The 17611-nt window shown below is 75.4% G+C and carries 15 protein-coding genes; 7 read left to right on the top strand and 8 right to left on the bottom strand.

Going from position 1 to position 17611, the window contains the following annotated elements; translation table 11 throughout:
* Positions 1–17: 17 nt before the first annotated feature.
* Positions 18–5084 (bottom strand): ATP-dependent helicase, encoded by a 5067-nt coding sequence (locus KPF22_RS21780; protein ID WP_224403149.1) that lies wholly within the window; start codon positions 5082–5084, stop codon positions 18–20.
* 60 nt (positions 5085–5144) lie between these two features.
* Positions 5145–5666: a hypothetical protein gene (locus KPF22_RS21775; protein WP_073578093.1), complete on the bottom strand. Its 522-nt coding sequence runs from the start codon at positions 5664–5666 to the stop codon at positions 5145–5147.
* 81 nt (positions 5667–5747) lie between these two features.
* On the opposite strand from KPF22_RS21775, the gene KPF22_RS21770 reads away from it, so the two are divergent.
* Positions 5748–7010 carry an MFS transporter gene (locus KPF22_RS21770; RefSeq protein WP_224403148.1) on the top strand — a complete coding sequence of 421 codons (1263 nt, stop codon included), beginning with the start codon at positions 5748–5750 and terminating at the stop codon, positions 7008–7010.
* A gap of 9 nt (positions 7011–7019) precedes the next feature.
* Here the strand turns inward: KPF22_RS21770 and KPF22_RS21765 are convergent, their stop codons facing one another.
* Positions 7020–7181, bottom strand: a complete 162-nt coding sequence (locus KPF22_RS21765; protein ID WP_208819443.1) for a hypothetical protein — start codon at positions 7179–7181, stop codon at positions 7020–7022.
* Positions 7182–7258: 77 nt separating this feature from the next.
* Here KPF22_RS21765 and KPF22_RS21760 point away from each other — a divergent pair, with 77 nt between their 5' ends.
* The 3 genes from KPF22_RS21760 (at position 7259) to KPF22_RS33260 (ending at position 9970) form a co-directional block, all read left to right on the top strand.
* Positions 7259–7453 carry a DUF3046 domain-containing protein gene (locus KPF22_RS21760; protein ID WP_062401227.1) on the top strand — a complete coding sequence of 65 codons (195 nt, stop codon included), beginning with the start codon at positions 7259–7261 and terminating at the stop codon, positions 7451–7453.
* Positions 7454–7712: 259 nt separating this feature from the next.
* Positions 7713–8765 (top strand): recombinase RecA, encoded by a 1053-nt coding sequence (recA, locus tag KPF22_RS21755; protein WP_062401229.1) that lies wholly within the window; start codon positions 7713–7715, stop codon positions 8763–8765.
* Positions 8766–8767: 2 nt separating this feature from the next.
* Entirely contained in the window at positions 8768–9970 is a 1203-nt protein-coding gene (locus KPF22_RS33260; RefSeq protein WP_308010449.1) for a RecX family transcriptional regulator, read from the top strand.
* Positions 9971–9998: 28 nt separating this feature from the next.
* Here the strand turns inward: KPF22_RS33260 and KPF22_RS21745 are convergent, their stop codons facing one another.
* Positions 9999–11150, bottom strand: coding sequence for a hypothetical protein (locus KPF22_RS21745; RefSeq protein ID WP_224403147.1), 1152 nt, complete (start codon positions 11148–11150; stop codon positions 9999–10001).
* A gap of 355 nt (positions 11151–11505) precedes the next feature.
* Between KPF22_RS21745 and modA the strand changes: the two genes are divergently transcribed.
* Positions 11506–12294, top strand: coding sequence for a molybdate ABC transporter substrate-binding protein (gene modA, locus KPF22_RS21740; RefSeq protein WP_224403146.1), 789 nt, complete (start codon positions 11506–11508; stop codon positions 12292–12294).
* Between the two features lie 7 nt (positions 12295–12301).
* Here modA and KPF22_RS21735 read toward each other — a convergent pair whose 3' ends face one another.
* Complete coding sequence (locus tag KPF22_RS21735; protein ID WP_208819440.1) at positions 12302–13426, bottom strand: alpha/beta hydrolase family protein; 1125 nt, start codon at positions 13424–13426, stop codon at positions 12302–12304.
* A gap of 277 nt (positions 13427–13703) precedes the next feature.
* On the bottom strand, positions 13704–14276 hold the full coding sequence (locus tag KPF22_RS21730) for a maleylpyruvate isomerase N-terminal domain-containing protein (RefSeq protein WP_208819439.1): 573 nt from the start codon (positions 14274–14276) through the stop codon (positions 13704–13706).
* Between the two features lie 54 nt (positions 14277–14330).
* On the opposite strand from KPF22_RS21730, the gene KPF22_RS21725 reads away from it, so the two are divergent.
* Entirely contained in the window at positions 14331–15485 is a 1155-nt protein-coding gene (locus KPF22_RS21725; protein WP_208819438.1) for a PIN domain-containing protein, read from the top strand.
* A gap of 64 nt (positions 15486–15549) precedes the next feature.
* Here the strand turns inward: KPF22_RS21725 and KPF22_RS21720 are convergent, their stop codons facing one another.
* Positions 15550–16446: a DUF2188 domain-containing protein gene (locus KPF22_RS21720; protein ID WP_208819436.1), complete on the bottom strand. Its 897-nt coding sequence runs from the start codon at positions 16444–16446 to the stop codon at positions 15550–15552.
* Positions 16447–16549: 103 nt separating this feature from the next.
* A complete protein-coding gene (locus tag KPF22_RS21715; RefSeq protein ID WP_224403145.1) occupies positions 16550–16948 on the bottom strand; it encodes a DoxX family protein in 399 nt (132 codons plus the stop codon).
* 392 nt (positions 16949–17340) lie between these two features.
* Between KPF22_RS21715 and KPF22_RS21710 the strand changes: the two genes are divergently transcribed.
* Positions 17341–17595, top strand: coding sequence for a hypothetical protein (locus tag KPF22_RS21710; RefSeq protein ID WP_208819431.1), 255 nt, complete (start codon positions 17341–17343; stop codon positions 17593–17595).
* Positions 17596–17611: the final 16 nt, after the last annotated feature.

Here is a 17611-nt window from a genome sequence, read left to right as displayed (position 1 = left end):
GTCGGGGAGGCGCCCGGTCAGGCCCGCAGCCGCAGCCCCTTCGGCGTCACCCGGAACCCGGCCTCGGTGAGCACCTCGGACAGCGCCGAGACCAGCGAGTCCTGCCCGTCGGCGCGCTCCACGGCGAGCGACCCGAGCCAGCCCTCGTGCACCGCCCCGGCGAGCGACTCGGCGCCGGCGCGCAGCTCGTCGCGGTCCTCGGTGAACGACAGCAGCGACTTCCCGCCCCGTTCGACGTACAGCGCGGGCGCCCCGTCGACGAGGGTGACCAGGGCGCCGGCCTTGCGACCGGGGCGGTGCCGGGTCTCGCCGGTCGTGTCCGGCCAGGGCAGGGCCGCGCCGTAGGGCTGGGCGGGGTCGGTGGCGGCGAGCACCACCCGGGACAGCTCGCGCCACGCCTCCCGCGGCGCCTGCGGGCGGCGACCGGCGCCGTCGAACTCGCCGTGGCGGCCGGCGCCGCCGAGCCCGCCCAGGCCGCCGCGCAGGTCGTCGGGCACCCCCGCGTACGGATCGTCGCCCCGCGGGAGCCCCGCAACGTCGCCGGGGAGGTCGTCGGAGCCCGGGGACCCGGCCGCCTCGCCGGAGAGGTCGTCGGGCAGTGGCTCGCCGTCCCCGGCCGGGTCGGCGGAACCGGCGCGGTCGGTCGGGTCGGCGACGACCGCGCCCGGCCCGGCACCGAGGCGGCGCGGACCGGTCGGCGGGGCGGGGGACGGGCCGCCGTCGGTCCCGGCGAGGGCACGGACCCGGTCGATCGCGCCCGGTACCGCGAACTGCGCCGCGCCGAGCCCCTCGACGATGTAGCCGCGCCGGCACCGGCCGGACTCCTCCATCGCCCGGAGCACCTTGTAGACCGCGGCGAACCCGCCGGTGACCCGCTCGGTGCCCAACGCGCCCCGGGTCAGCACGCCGTGGCGTTCCAGGAACGCCTCCGCGGTGGCGTGCGCACGGCGGGTCGGGTCGGGCTCGCGCGGCACGGCCACCGACCAGCGCCCGCCGACCGACGGCGGCCCGGTCCGGCTGGGCATCGACGGCCGCCCCGCACGCAGCTGCGCGTAGCGCCCGCGGGCCGGCCGGCGTGCCGTACGGTGCGCCCCGCCCTGCCGCCCGGACGCGCCACGCCGCCCGCCGCCCCCGGACAGCCGGGCCCGCAGCGGGCCGAGCGTGTCGTTGGTGAGCGCGCCCGCCCAGACCAGGTCCCAGACCGCGGCGACGACGTCGTCGTCGGAGGGGGCCGGTTCGTCCTGCTCGGTCAGCAGCACCCCGGCCCGGGTCGCGAGCTCGCGGAAGAACAGCGCGCCGCCCCCGGAGTCCGGTGCGGCCTCCGGGTCGGTCAGCGCGGCCGGGTCGGTCAGCCCGAGCGCGGCCAGCACCGCGGTGTGCAGCGGAGTGCCCGCGGTGTCCAGGTCGGGGGCGGGCAGCAGCAGGTCCGCCACGTCGGCCGGGGCCAGTGCCAGCCAGCCGTCCTGCCCGGACAGTGCGCCGCACCCGACCCAGGTCACCTCACCGGCGGCGGTCAGCTCGTCGAGCAGCGCGGGGGTGTAGCCCGGCAGCCGGGCCGGCAGCACCAGCGACTCGACCGCGCTCGCCGGCAGCGGCGCCCCCGCGAGCTGCTCGACCACACCGAGCACGTCCTCGGCACCCGGTGCGCGGCGCACCCGGCCTCGACGCTCGGAGCCCGACCGCACCTGGACGCCCTGCCACTGCGGCAGGAACCGGCCCAGCGCCCGCTGTTCGACGGGCTCGACCTCGTGCCGCAGCTTCGCCAGCGACGCGCGCCGCAGCCGTCGCAGCACCTCGGCGTCGCAGTACTCCAGCTCGCCGCCGGAACCGGCGGGCACCGACGCCTGCGGGCGCAGCTCGCCCTTCATCAGCCGACCGGTGCCGGTGAGCCGCTCCAGCACCCCGGCGACCACGGCCACGCCCAGCCCGAAGCGGCCGGCGAGCTCGGCGGCGGTGAACGGCCCGTGCGTGCGCGCCCAGCGCAGCACGAGATCCCCGAGCGGGTCGGGCACCGGCTCGGTGAACGCCTCCGGCACCCCGACCGGCAGCGCCGTGCCCAGCGCGTCCCGGATCCGGCCGGCGTCCTCGATCGCGATGAAGCGTTCCTCGCCGGCGATCCGCACCCGCAGCGCCCGGCGGTCGCGCTCCAGCTGCGCCAGCCACGCCGGGTCGACACCGCGGGCCCGCCCGTCGGCCTCGGACAGGTCGCCGACGAAGCGGAGCAGGTCCGCGGCGCCCTCCATGTCGCGGGCGTGCCGGTCCGGGTCGGTGCGCTGCAGCTGGCCCTCGATCTCGGCCAGCATCTCCGGATCGAGCAGCTCCCGGATCGCCTCGGAGCCGAGCAGTTCCGCCAGCAGCGTCGAGTCCAGCGACAGCGCGGCCGCGCGGCGCTCGGCCAGCGGCGCGTCGGCCTCGTAGAGGAACATCCCGACGTAGCCGAACAGCAGGCTGCGCGCGAACGGCGACGGCTGCGACGACTCGACCTCGGCGACCTTCACCTTCCGCGCGGCGACGTCGCCCATCAGCTCGCGCAGGCCGGGGAGGTCGTAGACGTCCTGCACGCACTCCCGCATCGCCTCCAGGGTGATCGGGAACTGCTCGAACTTGCCCGCGACGCTCAGCAGCTGCGCCGACTTCTGCCGCTGCTGCCACAGCGGGCTGCGGCGGCGCGGGTCGCGCCGGGGCAGCAGCAGCGCCCGCGCGGCGCACTCCCGGAACCGCGACGCGTACAGCGCCGAGTTCCCCAGCTCCGCGACGACGATCTGCTCGATCTCGCCCGGCTCCAGCAACACGTCCTCCGCGCTCGGGACGACCTCGGTGCCGTTGTCGTCGACGGCGTCCGGTAGGCGCAGCACGATCCCGTCGTCGGCGCCCGACGCGCTGACCTCGACCCCGCGGCGCTCCCGCATCCGGGCGGCGATCGCCAGTGCCCACGGCCCGTTCACCTGCGCCCCGAACGGCGAGTGCACGACGAGGCGCCAGTCGCCCAGCTCGTCGCGGAACCGCTCGACGAGGATCGTGCGGTCGCTCGGCACGTGCCGGGTCGCCTCGCGCTGCTCGCGCAGGTAGGACAGCAGGTTGTCGCAGGCCCACTCGTCGAGCCCGGCCGCGCCGGCGCGCTCGCGGGCGTCGGCGTCGGCCAGCCCGGACATCTCGCGCACGAACGCGCCGACGGCCCGGCCCAGCTCCAGCGGCCGCCCGATCGACTCGCCCTTCCAGAACGGCATCCGGGCGGGCACCCCCGGCGCCGGGGTGACGATCACGCGGTCGTGGGTGATGTCCTCGACCCGCCACGACGAGGTCCCCAGCAGGAACGTGTCCCCGACGCGGGACTCGTAGACCATCTCCTCGTCGAGCTCGCCGACCCGCGACCCGGCGCCGTCCGCGCCGCCCGGGGTCATCACGGTGAACAGGCCGCGGTCGGGGATGGTGCCGCCGGAGGTGACGGCCAGGCGCTGCGCGCCCGGGCGGCCGCGCAGCTCGTCGGTGACCCGGTCCCAGGTGATGCGGGCGCGCAGCTCGCCGAACTCCTCGGACGGGTAGCGCCCGGCCAGCATGTCCAGCACCGAGTGCAGCGCGGAGTCCGGCAGCGCCGCGAACGGGGCCGCCCGGCGGATCGTCGCGGCGAGGTCGGACAGCTGCCACGACTCCATCGCGACCATCGCGACGATCTGCTGGGCCAGCACGTCGAGCGGGTTGCGCGGGTAGCGCGTGGACTCGATCGACCCGGTCGTCATCCGTTCGGCGACGACGGCGCAGGACACGAGGTCCCCGCGGTACTTCGGGAACACGACGCCCTCGGACACCGCGCCCACCTGGTGCCCGGCGCGCCCGACCCGCTGCAGCCCGGACGCGACCGACGGCGGCGCCTCGACCTGCACGACCAGGTCGACCGCCCCCATGTCGATGCCCAGCTCCAGGCTGGAGGTCGCGACGACGCACGGCAGCACGCCGGACTTCAGCTCCTCCTCGACCAGGGTCCGCTGGTCGCGCGACATCGAGCCGTGGTGGGCCTTGGCGACCGTCGGCGCGGCCCCGCCGCCCACCCCGGACTGCCCGACCGCCTCGGCCGGGAACGCACCCGGGGCGTCGGCGTCGAGGTCGGCGGCCTCCTCCAGGGCCGCGGCCTCCTGCTCGGCGGCGAGTTCGTTCAGCCGGGAGGTGAGCCGCTCGGCGAGCCGGCGGGAGTTGGAGAACACGATGGTCGAACGGTGCTCGCGCACCAGGCCGAGCAGCCGCTCCTCCACCGCGGGCCAGATCGAGGGCTTGCGCGCCGTGCCCGCGGCGGACCCGACGACCTCCTCGTCGGTGCTGCCCGGGGCGGGCCGCTCGTCGAGCGCGGCCAGGTCGGGCACCGGGACCTGCACCTCGACCCGGATCGTCTTGGGGATCGCGGGCTGCACGACCTCGACCGGGCGGGTGCCGGACAGGAACGTCGAGACCTCGTCCACCGGGCGCACGGTCGCCGAGAGCCCGATCCGCTGCGGGGTGGCCTCGGTGATCTCCTCGAGGCGTTCCAGCGACACCGCCAGGTGCGCCCCCCGCTTCGTCCCGGCGACGGCGTGCACCTCGTCGAGGATCACCGTCGTCACCCCGCGCAGCGACTCCCGCGCGGCCGAGGTGAGCAGCAGGAACAGCGACTCCGGGGTGGTCACCAGCACGTCCGGCGGGGTGCGCTGGAACTGGCGTCGCTCGTCGGCCGGGGTGTCGCCGGTGCGCATCCCGACGGTGATGTCGGGGACCGGCTCGTCGAGCCGCTGTGCGGCCTGGCGGATGCCCGTCAGCGGCGAGCGCAGGTTGCGCTGCACGTCGACGGCGAGGGCCTTGAGCGGTGAGACGTAGAGGACCCGGCAGCGGTGCTTCGGCTCGGCGGGCGGCGGGGTGGCGGCGAGCCGGTCCAGCGCCCAGAGGAACGCGGCGAGGGTCTTGCCCGACCCGGTCGGCGCGACGACGAGCGCGTTGCGCCCGGCCTGCGCCGCGGACCAGGCGCCCTCCTGGGCCGCCGTGGGCGCCGCGAAGGCCCCCTCGAACCACTGGCGGGTGGCGGGGGAGAAGCCCTCGAGTGCGGTCACGCCGACCATCATGCGGGTGGGGTCCGACAGTCACCCGTCGAGCGCCCGTCGGACCGGGCGTGACCTGCGACGTCAGCGGGCGGCGTCGGCCCTCGTGCGGGGCCAGACCTCCGCGGTGTCCTCGGCCGGGAACTCGGCGACGACCGCCGCGACCGTCCAGACCATCGACGCCAGGAAGTCCACGCCCAGCGCGTCGACGTAGTGCGAGGTCTCGCGGGCGTCGGCCGGGTCGACGAGCGGGGCGACCGTGTAGCGGGCCCGGGCCGCGTAGCGCGGGCCCAGGTTGCTCCCGATCCAGCCCAGTGCCCGCTCGGAGCGGTCGTCGTGGTCGGCGAGCGCGGTGCGGGCGGCGTCGTACCAGTCGGCCAGCACCAGGAAGGCCAGCGACCAGCCGGGCGGGGTGGCGTCCGGCGGCATGTCCCGGTCGACCGCGGTCAGCCTGCGCACGGCGAACCGGGCCGGGTCGGGCCCCGGCGCGGCGAGGGTCTCGCGCACCGCTCCGGCCAGCACGTCGGAGACCATGCGGTAGGCGTTCTGCAGCTCCGCGTCGTCCGTGCCCGCCGACCTGCGTGTGTTCGGGGTCGTGCCCGCCATGTCCACCGTCCTCCGCTCGTGTGGCCGGGCCGGAGCGTAACGCCCTGGCGCGCGGCGGCCGTGGCACGGCAGCATCCGTCCGTGACCGCCGCACCCGACGCCACCTCCCCGCCGCAGGACCCCGCCCAGCCCCGCCTGCTGGCGGTGCTCGCGATCGGGCAGGTGCTCGGCGGGACGGCCGTGGCGACCTCGATCGCCGCGAGCTCGCTGGTCGCGTCCCGGTTGTCCGGCTCGCCCGCGGTCGGTGGCGTCGCGTCGACGGCGAGCGTGCTGGGCGCGGCGGGTGCGGCCGCCGTCGTCGCACGCGTGGCCCAGGCCCGGGGACGGCGTCCCGCGCTGGTCGGGGGCCACCTGGTGGGGCTGCTCGGCGCGGTCGGTGCGGTCGTCGCGGCCACGACCGGCTCGGTGGCGCTGCTGCTGGTGTCGTTGCTGCTGGTCGGCTCGGGGACGGCGGTCGGGCTCGCCGCGCGCTACGCCGCCACCGACCTGGCCGCGCCGGCGCGGGCCGGCCGTGCGCTCGCGCTGGTGGTGTGGGCGACGACGGTCGGTGCGGTCGCCGGGCCGAACCTGCTCGGTCCGCCGGCCGCCGTGGCCGTGTCGGCCGGGCTGCCCGGTGTCGCCGGTCCGTACCTGCTCTGCGCGGTCGCCTTCGCCCTGGCGGCCCTGACCGGGTGGCTGGGTCTGCGGCCCGACCCGCTGCTGCGGGCCCGGGAGCACGCGGGGACGCCGGCCACCGCGCCCGGGGCCGCGGCGGTGCGGCCGTGGGCGGTGCTGCGGGCCTCGCGCCCCGCGCTGCTCGGCGCGGTCGGCATCGTGCTCGGGCACGCGGTGATGGTCGGGCTGATGTCGATGACCCCGGTGCACATGGACCACGGCGGCGCGGCGCTGTCGGTCGTCGGGCTGGTGATCAGCCTGCACATCGCGGGGATGTACGCGCTCAGCCCGCTGTTCGGGTGGCTCGCCGACCGGCTGGGACCGGCCCGGGTGCTGGCCGGTGCCGGGGTGCTGCTGCCGCTGGCGGGGGTGGTCTGCGCCCTCGCCGCGCCGACCGCGACCGGCCTGCTGTCGGTGGGCCTGGTGCTGCTCGGTCTGGGCTGGTCGGCAGCGGTGGTGGGCGGGTCGGCGCAGCTCACGTCGTCGCTGGCGGTGGCCGACCGGCCGCGGGTGCAGGGCTCGGTGGACGTGGCGATGAACCTGGCCGGCGCCGCCGCCGGGATCGTGGCCGGGGTGCTCGTGACGGTGTCGTCCTACGCGCTGCTCGGCGCGCTGGTGGTCGTGGCGACGGTGCCGTTCCTGCTGGTGGTCGTGCGCCCGGCCCGCACGGGACGCCCGGCGGCAGGCTGAGCGGGACCCTCAGCGACGGCGCTGGTGGAGCCACCAGCGCACCAGCACGACCAGCGCGGACAGCAGCGCGAGCAGCGACACGACCTGCCACGCCAGGGGTGACCCGATGCCGGTCGTCGCGAGGACCTCGTCGGCGACGTCGACCGGGACGGTCGTGAGCAGTTCGGACATATCACCCAGGCTACCGGCTCCGGGCCGTCATCGGGCGGACACCGCACGGAGCGGGTGACCCGTCTACCCTCGCGGGCGTGCGACTGAGCCACTTCCGGGAACTGATGGAGGGCGAGTTCGGGCCGGTGCGGGCGGCGTCGCTGTCCCGCGACCACGTCTTCGCCGACCTCGGCGGCCGGACCGTCGAGCAGGCGATCGAGGCGGGTCTCGACCTGCGCCGGGTCTGGCGCGCGGTCTGCGCGGCCTACGAGGTCCCACCCGCACGGCGGTAGCGGCGCCCCGGGCGGTCGTGGTGACCGCTCGGCTCCCGTGGGTGTCCGGTCGGCGTGTCGCGGTGTCGGATCGAACGCGTGTTCGTCTACGGTTCCGCCAGGGCTCGCGGTACCGGTCCTGCGGCGCGGTGGCGGGCGAGTTGTCCACAGGCGCCGATCCGGGCCCGTAACTGTCAGGGGTACCCCATACCGTTGTGGTGTGCCTCCCCGAAAGACACCAGCAGGACCCGATCGTCGACCACCAGCGAGGAGTCAAGAGATGTCCGCTCCGGACCGCGGCAAGGCGCTCGAACTCGCCCTCGCCCAGATCGAGAAGAACCACGGCAAGGGATCGGTGATGCGCCTGGGCGACCAGGCCCGCGTCCCGATCAGTGCCATCTCCACGGGCTCCATCGCGCTCGACGTCGCGCTCGGCGTCGGGGGCATCCCGCGCGGCCGCGTCGTCGAGATCTACGGCCCGGAGTCCAGCGGTAAGACGACCGTCGCGCTGCACGCCGTCGCGAGCGCGCAGGCGGCCGGAGGCGTCGCGGCGTTCATCGACGCCGAGCACGCGCTCGACCCGGAGTACGCCAAGGCGCTGGGTGTCGACACCGACGACCTGCTGGTCTCCCAGCCGGACACCGGTGAGCAGGCGCTGGAGATCGCGGACATGCTGATCCGCTCCGGCGCGCTCGACATCATCGTCATCGACTCGGTGGCCGCGCTCGTGCCGCGCGCCGAGATCGAGGGCGAGATGGGCGACAGCCACGTCGGTCTGCAGGCCCGGCTGATGAGCCAGGCGCTGCGGAAGATCACCGGTGCGCTCAGCAACTCCGGCACCACCGCGATCTTCATCAACCAGCTGCGCGAGAAGATCGGCGTGATGTTCGGGTCCCCGGAGACCACGACCGGTGGTAAGGCGCTGAAGTTCTACGCGTCGGTCCGCATGGACATCCGCCGCATCGAGACCCTGAAGGACGGCACCGACATGGTCGGCAGCCGGACCCGGGTCAAGGTCGTGAAGAACAAGGTGGCCCCGCCGTTCAAGCAGGCGGAGTTCGACGTGCTCTACGGCGTCGGCATCTCCAAGGAGGGTTCGCTGATCGACGTGGGCGTCGAGCAGGGGATCATCCGCAAGTCCGGTGCCTGGTACACCTACGAGGGCGACCAGATGGGGCAGGGCAAGGAGAACGCCCGCAAGTTCCTCAAGGAGAACCCGGACGTCGCCGCCGAGGTCGAGAAGCGCATCAAGGAGAAGCTGGGGATCGGCGCCGTCGTCGACGCCGAGGAGACCAGCCCGGTCGAGCCCCTCCCGGCCCCGGTCGACTTCTGAGCGTGACCGGCGAGCGCGACGGGTCCGGAGGCACGTCCGGACGGGACGGTGCGGAGCCGACCAGGCCCCGCACCGTCCCGCTCGACGACCTGTTCGGGGTGACCCCGTCGGTCACCGACGAGCAGGAGTCGCCCGCGATCCGGACCGCCGACCCGACCGGCGGCGAGCCGGACGAGTCCGTCGCCGAGCCCCCGGCGGTCCCCGGCTGGGACACGAGCCCCCACCAGGTCTCGTTCGCCGCGCTGAGCGGCGCCGACGAGGCCCCCACGACGGCGACCGGCCCGCCGGCTGCCTGGTCCACGGGACCGGCGACGGACGGCGCGACGGACGGGACGGCGGCCCCCGCCCCGGTCCGCAGGCTGACCCTCGACGGCCCCGGGCTCGACCCGGCTTCCGGGGAGAGCGCCGACGGCGGCGTCGGCGGTGCGGAGCCCGGCTCACCCCGTGTGGTCTCCTTCGAGGAGCTGTCCGGACGGGGCGTTCGCCGCAGCGGACCCCGTCGCGACGGCGCGACCGCGCGTCGGCGTCCGGCCGCCGCGGCAGGCGCGACCGACCGGGCCGCCGCGCCCGAGGTCACCGGGCCGGACCCGGTCGAGGAGAGCACCACCCCCCGTGGCCGGCGCCGCGGAGAGGGCCGTGGCCGGGGGAGACGTCGGGGCGAGGACGCCACCCCCCGCGTCGAGACACCGCAGGAGCAGGAGACCCGCGCCCGCGACATCTGCCTGCGCCTGCTCACCGACCGCGCCCGCACGGTCAAGGAGCTCGGCGACGCGCTGCGTCGCAAGGAGATCCCCGACGAGGTCGCGCACCGCGTCCTCGACCGGTTCGACGAGGTCGGACTCGTCGACGACCAGGCCTTCGCCGAGCAGTGGGTCCGGTCCCGCCACCGCCACCGCGGCCTCGGCAAGCGGGCGATCGCGATGGAGCTGCACCGCAAGGGCGTCGACCGCGAGATCGCCGACGAGGCGCTCACCGGCATCGACGACGACTCCGAACGCGACCGGGCCCGCGAGCTCGTCGTACGGCGGCTGCGGAGCCTGCCCGTCGGGAGCCGCGAGGAGCGGCAGTCCAGCGCCCGCAAGCTGGTCGGCATGCTCGCGCGCAAGGGCTACGGGCCCGGGGTCGCCTACGGGGTGGTCAAGGAGGAGATCGCCGCCGCCGGTGCGGAGGCCGACGAGCTGGGCGAGGCCCCGCCCGAGGACTGACCCGCCCCGGGCCGGACCCGCCGCCCGGTCACGACCGCAGGTACCAGGCGAACCAGTCCCGCATCGTCGGCGCGAGGTAGTGGGTGGGCGGCACCTGCTCGGCCGGGAACAGCGCGAACCCCTGCGGGGTGTGCCCGGGCCGGTCGTGGAAGTAGGTCCCGCTCACCCAGGCCGGGTTGATGTCCAGCTCCATGCCGCGGACCACGCCGGCGTCGGCGAGCAGCCTGCCCAGCGTGCACACCGACAGCGCCGGTCCGGCGACGTACACCTCGGTGCCGTCGGCGGTCACGCCGAACCCGGACCGGTGGACGAACGCGTTCTGCCCGACCGTGCTGCCCCACTCCGCGGTGCCGCCGGTGGCGCACGTCGGGTTCACCGCGCCGTCGTCGACGAGCGGGAGCAGGTTCTGCCGCACGCTCGCGACGTCCGGCCCCATCCCGACCTCGGTGCCCCAGGCCCCGACGTCGGCCCGGCCGTCGGTGTGCAGGACCAGGCTGGCCTTGCCGGGCAGCAGCGGCGCGACCGTGCGGCCCTCGGCGTAGTAGCCGTTGTGACTGGGGTCGGACAGCTTGAACCCGCCGTTGAACGCCACCGCCACGCCGTCACCCGCCCTCCCGGCCAGCGACGTCGACGCGTGCCAGCGCCCGGCGGGCTCGCCGACGCCCGGGTGCAGGGTGCCCCGCACCAGCGCGGGGTCCATCCGCAGCACCCCGGCGAGGTAGGAGGTGTGGGTGTCGTCGACCCGCAGCGTCGTCACCTGCACCGCGGGCCGCCCGTGGTCGGCGACGACGGTCTGCCACACGCCCTCCCCTGGCAGCGGGGCTCCCGCCGCGACCGGGGCGAGCGGCGGCGTCGTCGCCGGGTCGGACTGCGCACCCGGCGCCCGCGGGATCCCGCCGGCCGGGGTACCGCCCTCGGACGGCGCATCCACGGCGTACTGGAGCTTCTCCAGGCCGGTGACCAGCCAGTTCAGCCCGTGGTCGCGGGCCCACTCGGCAGTCGCCCCGACCGGCCCGGTACCGGGGGGCGCGGCCGGCGTCACCGCGCCCACCCCGGCGCCCGCGCCGCCGAGCAGCACCACGAGCACCCCCAGCACGGCACCCGCCCGACGCCTGCGGCGGCGACGCCGCGACGGCTCCGGTCCCGGTGCGATCCCGACGGTGGTGTCGACCGCGCTCATCGCCGCACCGCCGGACCCGGTGTGGACCCGTCCCGCCCGCGGGTCGCCCCCACCGCCGTCGTCCCCGGGGTCGGGGCCCCCGGCGGGACCAGCGTCTCCAACACCATGCGCCGTCGTCCTCCTGCGTCGTGGCGGCACGATCCGCCGCCGCGGGTGACCCTTCCGGTCGTTGCGCAGAGCAAGCCCAGAGGACGCTGAGCGATCACTGAGAGTCCACAGTCGAGCCGCACACCGGAGATCCGGTCCTGCGTGTCGATCGAGGGTGCGTAAGCGGTGATTGCGTGCATAGGATGCCCGCCGAGCCGCAGTTCGTGATCGAAGAACGGCGCGGGGAGTCGATCCCGGGAGGGTGTTCGTGAGGATCCGAGGACGAGTGGCCGGCGCCGCGCTGGCGGTGACGGCGCTGTTCGCGCTGGCGGGCTGCGGCGGGGGAGCCGGGACCGCCGCGCAGCCGAGCGGCGAGGCGCAGGGCGGCACGCTGACGGTGTTCGCCGCGGCGTCGCTGACCGGCACGTTCGGTGACCTGGAGAAGAAGTTCGAGGCCGCCAACCCGGGCACGGACGTGGTGTTCAACTTCGCCGGGTCCTCGGCCCTGGCCCAGCAGATCAACCAGGGCGCCCCGGCCGACGTGTTCGCCTCGGCCGACCAGAACAACATGACCAAGGTGACCGACGCGGGCAACGCCCAGGGGCAGCCCGAGGTCTTCGCCACCAACACCCTGCAGATCGCGGTCGCGCCGCAGAACCCGAAGCAGATCGCGTCGCTGCAGGACCTGGGCAGGCCCGGCCTGCGGACCGTGGTCTGCGCCCCGCAGGTGCCGTGCGGCTCGGCGACGGAGAAGGTGGAGAAGGCCGCCGGCGTGGACATCACGCCCGTCTCCGAGGAGCAGGACGTCAAGTCGGTGCTGCAGAAGGTCACCACCGGCAACGCCGACGCCGGGCTCGTCTACCGGACCGACGTCACCGCGTCGAAGGGGCAGGCGCAGGGCGTCGACATCCCGCAGGCGTCGGAGGCGGTCAACCAGTACCCGATCGTCGTCCTGACGAACACGAGGAACGCCGAGCTGGCGCAGAAGTGGGTGCAGTTCGTGAACGGCGACGAGGGCCGTCAGGTCCTCGGGGCGGCCGGCTTCGGCGCCCCCTGACCCCGGGTCAGGGCGCGGGGTCCGACACCCGTCCCACGAGCCAGGGGTAGGAGTCCGACAGCGCCTGGGAGAACAGGTCGAAGTCGTGCCCGCCCCCGGGCACGATCACCAGCCGGTTCTCGACACCGGCCCGGGTCGCCACCGCCGAGAGTGTGCGCGCGGCGGCGGCCGGGTCGGTGTCGGCGTCACCCGCCTCGAACCAGCCGGCGATCCCGGGGACCCGGTTCGCGGCCAGCAGCGTCGCCGGGTCGTGTGCGGCGAACGCGGTCTGCGACCCGCCGAACAGCCCGGCGACGGTGTCCGGGACCCCGCCGTTGGAGTCCCCGACCCGCGGGCCGAGCAGTCCGGCGTAGTCACCGAACGTGGCGAACACCGTGGGGTGGCGCAGCGCCAGCATCGCCGCGCAGCTGCCGCCCTCGGACAACCCCGCCACCGCCCACGACGGCCCCGGCGGCCGCGTCCCCAGCAGCCTGCTCACCACCCGGGGCACGTCGCGGGTCAGGTAGGTCTCGACCTTCGCGGTCGGGGTGTCGACGCACTCGGAGTCCGCGGTGTAGGTCCCGTTGACGTCGGGCATCACCAGGATCGGTGCCACCCCGTGGTGCTGGGCGGCCCAGGCGTTCGCGACGTCGGCGGCGCCCCCGGAGTCCACCCAGTCCACCGGACGGCCGGGGGTCCCGTGCAGCAGCACGATCACCGGCAGCTGCGGCCGGGGCCGCTCGTACCAGGCGGGCGGCACCCACACGACCGCGGGCCGGGCCGCGAAGTGCGACGCCGTGCCCGGGATCGGGATCTGCACGACCTGACCGGTGGCCGGGACCTTCCGGCTCAGCAGCAGCTGGGCGACCCCGATCCCCTCCACCGGCCCGGTCCCGGCCACGTCGCCGACGGTCCGCAGGTAGTCCAGCCCGGCGTTCACCCCCACCAGGACGTTCGCCGCCAGCACCACCGCGACGACACCCGTCGCACCCAGCCGGGCGAGGATCCGCAGCGACCGGTGCCGGGACCGCCCGGCCCGCCGCACCCCCAGGACGACGAGCACGAGGACCGCCACACCGGCGAGGACGAATCCCGTCACGAACTGCCACGTGGTGATCGGGACCGCGTCGATCCCGGTGGTGCCGGCGTCCATGGACCGTTCTCCTCGTGTCGTGCCCGCGAGATCATCGCCTGCCGCCGTGAGACCCGGGTGAGAACCCGGTGAGGATCTGCTGAGTTCACTGTCCGGAGGGGTGACGCCGGTCCTGGCGTGGCCGTGGTCGCCGTCGTGGTCGCGGTGCGCCACGTCGTGGCGGTCCGGGCCGCGTGCCGCGTGGACCGGTCAGGTCGCCGAACAGCCGCTGAGCGGGTCGCAGGGGGAGACGGACCGCGGCCGACCGCCCGCGCCCACCGACGCCCCGGCCCCGCCCTCAGCGCGGCGCGCCGTGCCAGCGCCACCGGACCGGCGCGGGCACACCGCGCCACGACGCCCGGCCGGTGTGGTGCAGCAGCACCCCGGCCGGGTCGTCGCCCGCGTCGACGTCCGGCCACAGCCGGGCGAGCACGCCCCGGCACGGCGCCGCCGGCAGCGTCCACGCCGGGTCGGTGGCCCGGGTGATGTCGTGGGTGTGCACCAGGACCTCGGTGACGCCCATCGCGGCGAACCCGGCGGCGTCGGCGTCGCCGTAGGGGTGCCAGCCGCGCACCCCCGCGGGTGCGGTCCGGACGGCGGCGGCGAGCATCGCCCCGCCGGTCGCGACGACCTGCAGCAGACCGGCGGTGCCGATGCCGCCGGGCACCACGATCTCGAACGGCGGATAGTCGTCGGGCGGGGCGAGCGCCACCTGGGCGGCGTAGCCGAACAGGTCGTCCGCGACGTGCACCACGGTGTCGCGGCACGACCAGTCGAGCGGTCCGGCCGGGGCGGACCAGCCGTCGTCGGGCACCGTCCCCAGGGCTCCGACGATCATCGTCACCGCGTTCTCGACGTCCTCCGCGCGCATCGGTGCACCGTGCCCTGCGGGCGGGCGCCCGGGCCGGCGCATTAGGCTTCCGCGGTGGCCCACGAGGACGAACGCATCGCACTGCTGCTCGACTACGAGAATCTCGCGATCGGCGCCCGCGACGGGCTCGGGGTCGTCCCCTTCGACTTCGGCCCGGTGGCCGACGCGCTCGCCGAACGCGGGCGGGTCGTGGTCCGCCGCGCCTACGCCGACTGGTCCTCCTTCGACGAGGACCGCCGCCTGATGGCCCGCGCCCAGGTGGAGCTCATCGAGATCCCGCAGCGGATCGGCGGCTCCCGCAAGAACGCGGCCGACATCAAGCTCGCCGTCGACGCGATCGAGCTCGCCTACGAGCGGGAGTTCATCACCACCTTCGCCATCGGCACCGGCGACTCCGACTTCACACCGCTCATGCACAAGCTGCGCGAGCTGGACAAACGCGTGATCGGGATCGGGGTGCAGTCCTCGACCTCGGCGCTGCTGCCACCCTCCTGCGACGAGTTCCTGTTCTACGACCGGCTCCCCGGTGTCGAGCCGACCCAGGCGCCCGCACCGCCGCGTCGTCGCCGGGGGAGCCCGCGCCCCGCCCCGGCCCCGGCCGCGGGACCGGTCGCGACCCCCGCCCCGATCGCGATCCCGGAGCCGGAGCCGGTCGTTCCGCCGGACCCGTTCGACGTCACGTTCTCCGACGGGCGCGACGACACCGCCACCACCGGGGCCGAGGAGCGCGACGTCGCGGGCCTCGTCGTCAGCACACTCGTCGGACTGACCCGCCAGGCCGACGGTCCGGTCCTGGCGTCGCGGCTCAAGCGCGCGATCCTGCGCAAGGACCCCACGTTCGACGAGGCCGACCACGGCTTCCGCGGTTTCGGCGAGCTGCTGCGCCACCTGCAGGACCGCGGTGCGGTCACGCTGACCACCGGTGCGGCGCAGGGCGACCCCGAGGTGGCGCTGCCCGACGACCCGGACGCCGACCACGACGCGTTCGCGCTGCTGGTCGACGTGGTGCGCGGGATCGCCGCGGCCGGGGACCCGCCGCAGCTGTCCGGGCTGAAGAACCAGCTCCGCAAGCGGGTGCCGGACTTCTCCGAGAAGCGCTACGGCTTCGGCAGCTTCCTGTCCTTCGCGAAGGCGGCCCGCGCCCGGGACCTCATCGCGATGGAGTGGAGCGACGACACCGGCGACTACGTGCTGCGTCCGACGTCCTGACCGCAGAACGACCGCGCCCCCGCCGACGGGGTCGGCGGGGGCGCGGTCGCGGTACGACGGGGACTCAGCGGCCTGCGGCCTTGCGGGTCCCGCGCTGGAACAGCTTGCCCGCGCGCGAGGTGACCGCGCCGGTCACCCCGAACGCGGTGGCGACCGCCCCGGCGGCGACGCGGCTGGTGAACCGGATCGGGTTCAGCGGCTTGTAGACGCGCAGGGCGAAGTCGTCCAGCTGCGAGGCGGCACGCTCGCCGTTCTCGTAGAGCCGGCGGGCCAGGCGGGCCCCGGTGTCGTCGAGGTCGTCCTCGACGCGGGCGCTCACGCGCGCGGCCCGGTCCGCGGTGCGCACCGCGGAATCGGCACCCTGCTCGGCGACGGCCTTGACGGTGGCGGCGGACCGCTCCGCGGACGCCGACACCTCGCCGGCGACCTGCTTGCCGGTGCGCTGGGCGTTCCCGGCCAGCTGCTCGCCGGTGGCCTTCGCGGCCTCGGCGGCGGCCTTGCCGGCCTTCTTCGGGTCCTTGCCCTGGTCGTTCACCTTGCGGGCCTCGGCGGCGACCTTGTCGGCGCCCTTCTTGACGGTCTCGCCGGCCTTCGCCGCGCTGTCACCGGTCTCGCCGGCGACCTTCTTGGCGGTGGTCCTGGTGTCGGCACCGATCTTGTCGGCGGCCTTGCCGGTGGTCTCGGCGGCCTTCGACGCGGTGTCGCCGGCCCCGGTGGCGGTGGCGCTCGCGACGGCCTTCGTGGCGGTGCCGCCGTCGGCGTCGGAGTCGATGGAGCGGCGTTCGCGCACCGACCCGTCGGTGCCGTACACGACGAGGTTGCCGCCGCCGTCGTTGGCGATGATCTCCACCGCCCGGGTGATGGCCTCGGCCTGGGTGCTCGTACGGGCACTCGGGCGCTGGGCGTCTTCCTTCTCGACGGTCCAGCCGTCGTCGACCGGCTTGACGTGGCGGTCGGCCATGGCGGGTTCCTCCCCCTTGCGGGACTGACTCGGGCGAACCGGGGTATCCGGATCGGTCTTCTCTCCCTGGAGATGCCCGATGATCGCTCTGCGTAAACGCAGGTCAGCGAGGCGTGGCGAGCGTCTCGTTCCGTCGCGCGACCGCGATCACGGCGGCCAGGGCGCCCAGCACCAGCGGCGTGACGACCAGGGCCCCGCCGTGCAGCACGAATGCCTGGGTGAGCGCCGCACCGATCATCAGCAGGACGAGCCCGGTGGCGGCCGGGGCGGCGAGGCGCCGGGTGCACAGGCCGATCCCGCCGGCAAGCTCGAGGAACCCGACGACATAGCGCAGCCACTGTCCGAGGCCGATCCCGTCGAAGATCGCGACGGCGAACGGGTCGCCCCAGAACTTCGGCAGCGCCGAGGCCAGGACGAAGAACAGGCCGAGCAGGATCTGCAGCACCCACAGTGCACGGTGTGCGGCGACCGGCATATGCCGGGTGGGGGAGGGGGCGGTCATGGTGGCCTCCGCGGGCACGGCCCCGGCGGTTCCGGGACACTCACCGCCTACGACCGGCGGGCCCCGCAGAACTCATCGCCTCGCGCGGCGACCGGGGCGGAATACACCACCGGGCATCGGGCCCGCGGCGCGTGGCCGCGGTACCCGATGACCCGATGGTGCCCGGCATCGACAGGGGCTCCCGGTTCTGCAGATGCCGGTCACGGGGTTCAACGCCCGACCCGCCGTCGGGTTGTGGGTGCAGTGGCCCGTGTCTCGCCCGCCACCGTGAGCGGCGCCGCCCCCGCGACGGGCGGGAGCGGATCGCGGTGTGCATCCGATGGGGAGCATTCCGTCACGATCGCCGGTAGGAGACCGGCGACGGACGGAGAGATCCGGGCCATACTCGTCGCATGCGCGGTGAGCGGTGGCGGGTCGAGGTCGGTACGGAGAACGCGACGTGGCTGGCGACGCAGTGCCGCACCGCCATGCTGGCCCGGGAGTACCGGCCGGTCGACGTGGGTGACGGCGTCGTGGAGTTCGACCGCCTCGCCCTCGGCGCGATCCGCGAGCTCGGCGAGGAGGAGGACGGCTACATCTCCGACGACGCCGAGGGCGTGCGGATCTGGATCGGCGACGACGCGTACGAGCTGGAACGCGTGGACTGACCCCGACACACGAGAG

Source organism: Pseudonocardia sp. ICBG1034 (assembly GCF_020131375.1).
Classification (GTDB): Bacteria; Actinomycetota; Actinomycetes; order Mycobacteriales; family Pseudonocardiaceae; genus Pseudonocardia; species Pseudonocardia alni.
Note: the sequence above shows the minus strand (reverse complement) of the source record. Positions and strands in the feature narration are given on the sequence as shown.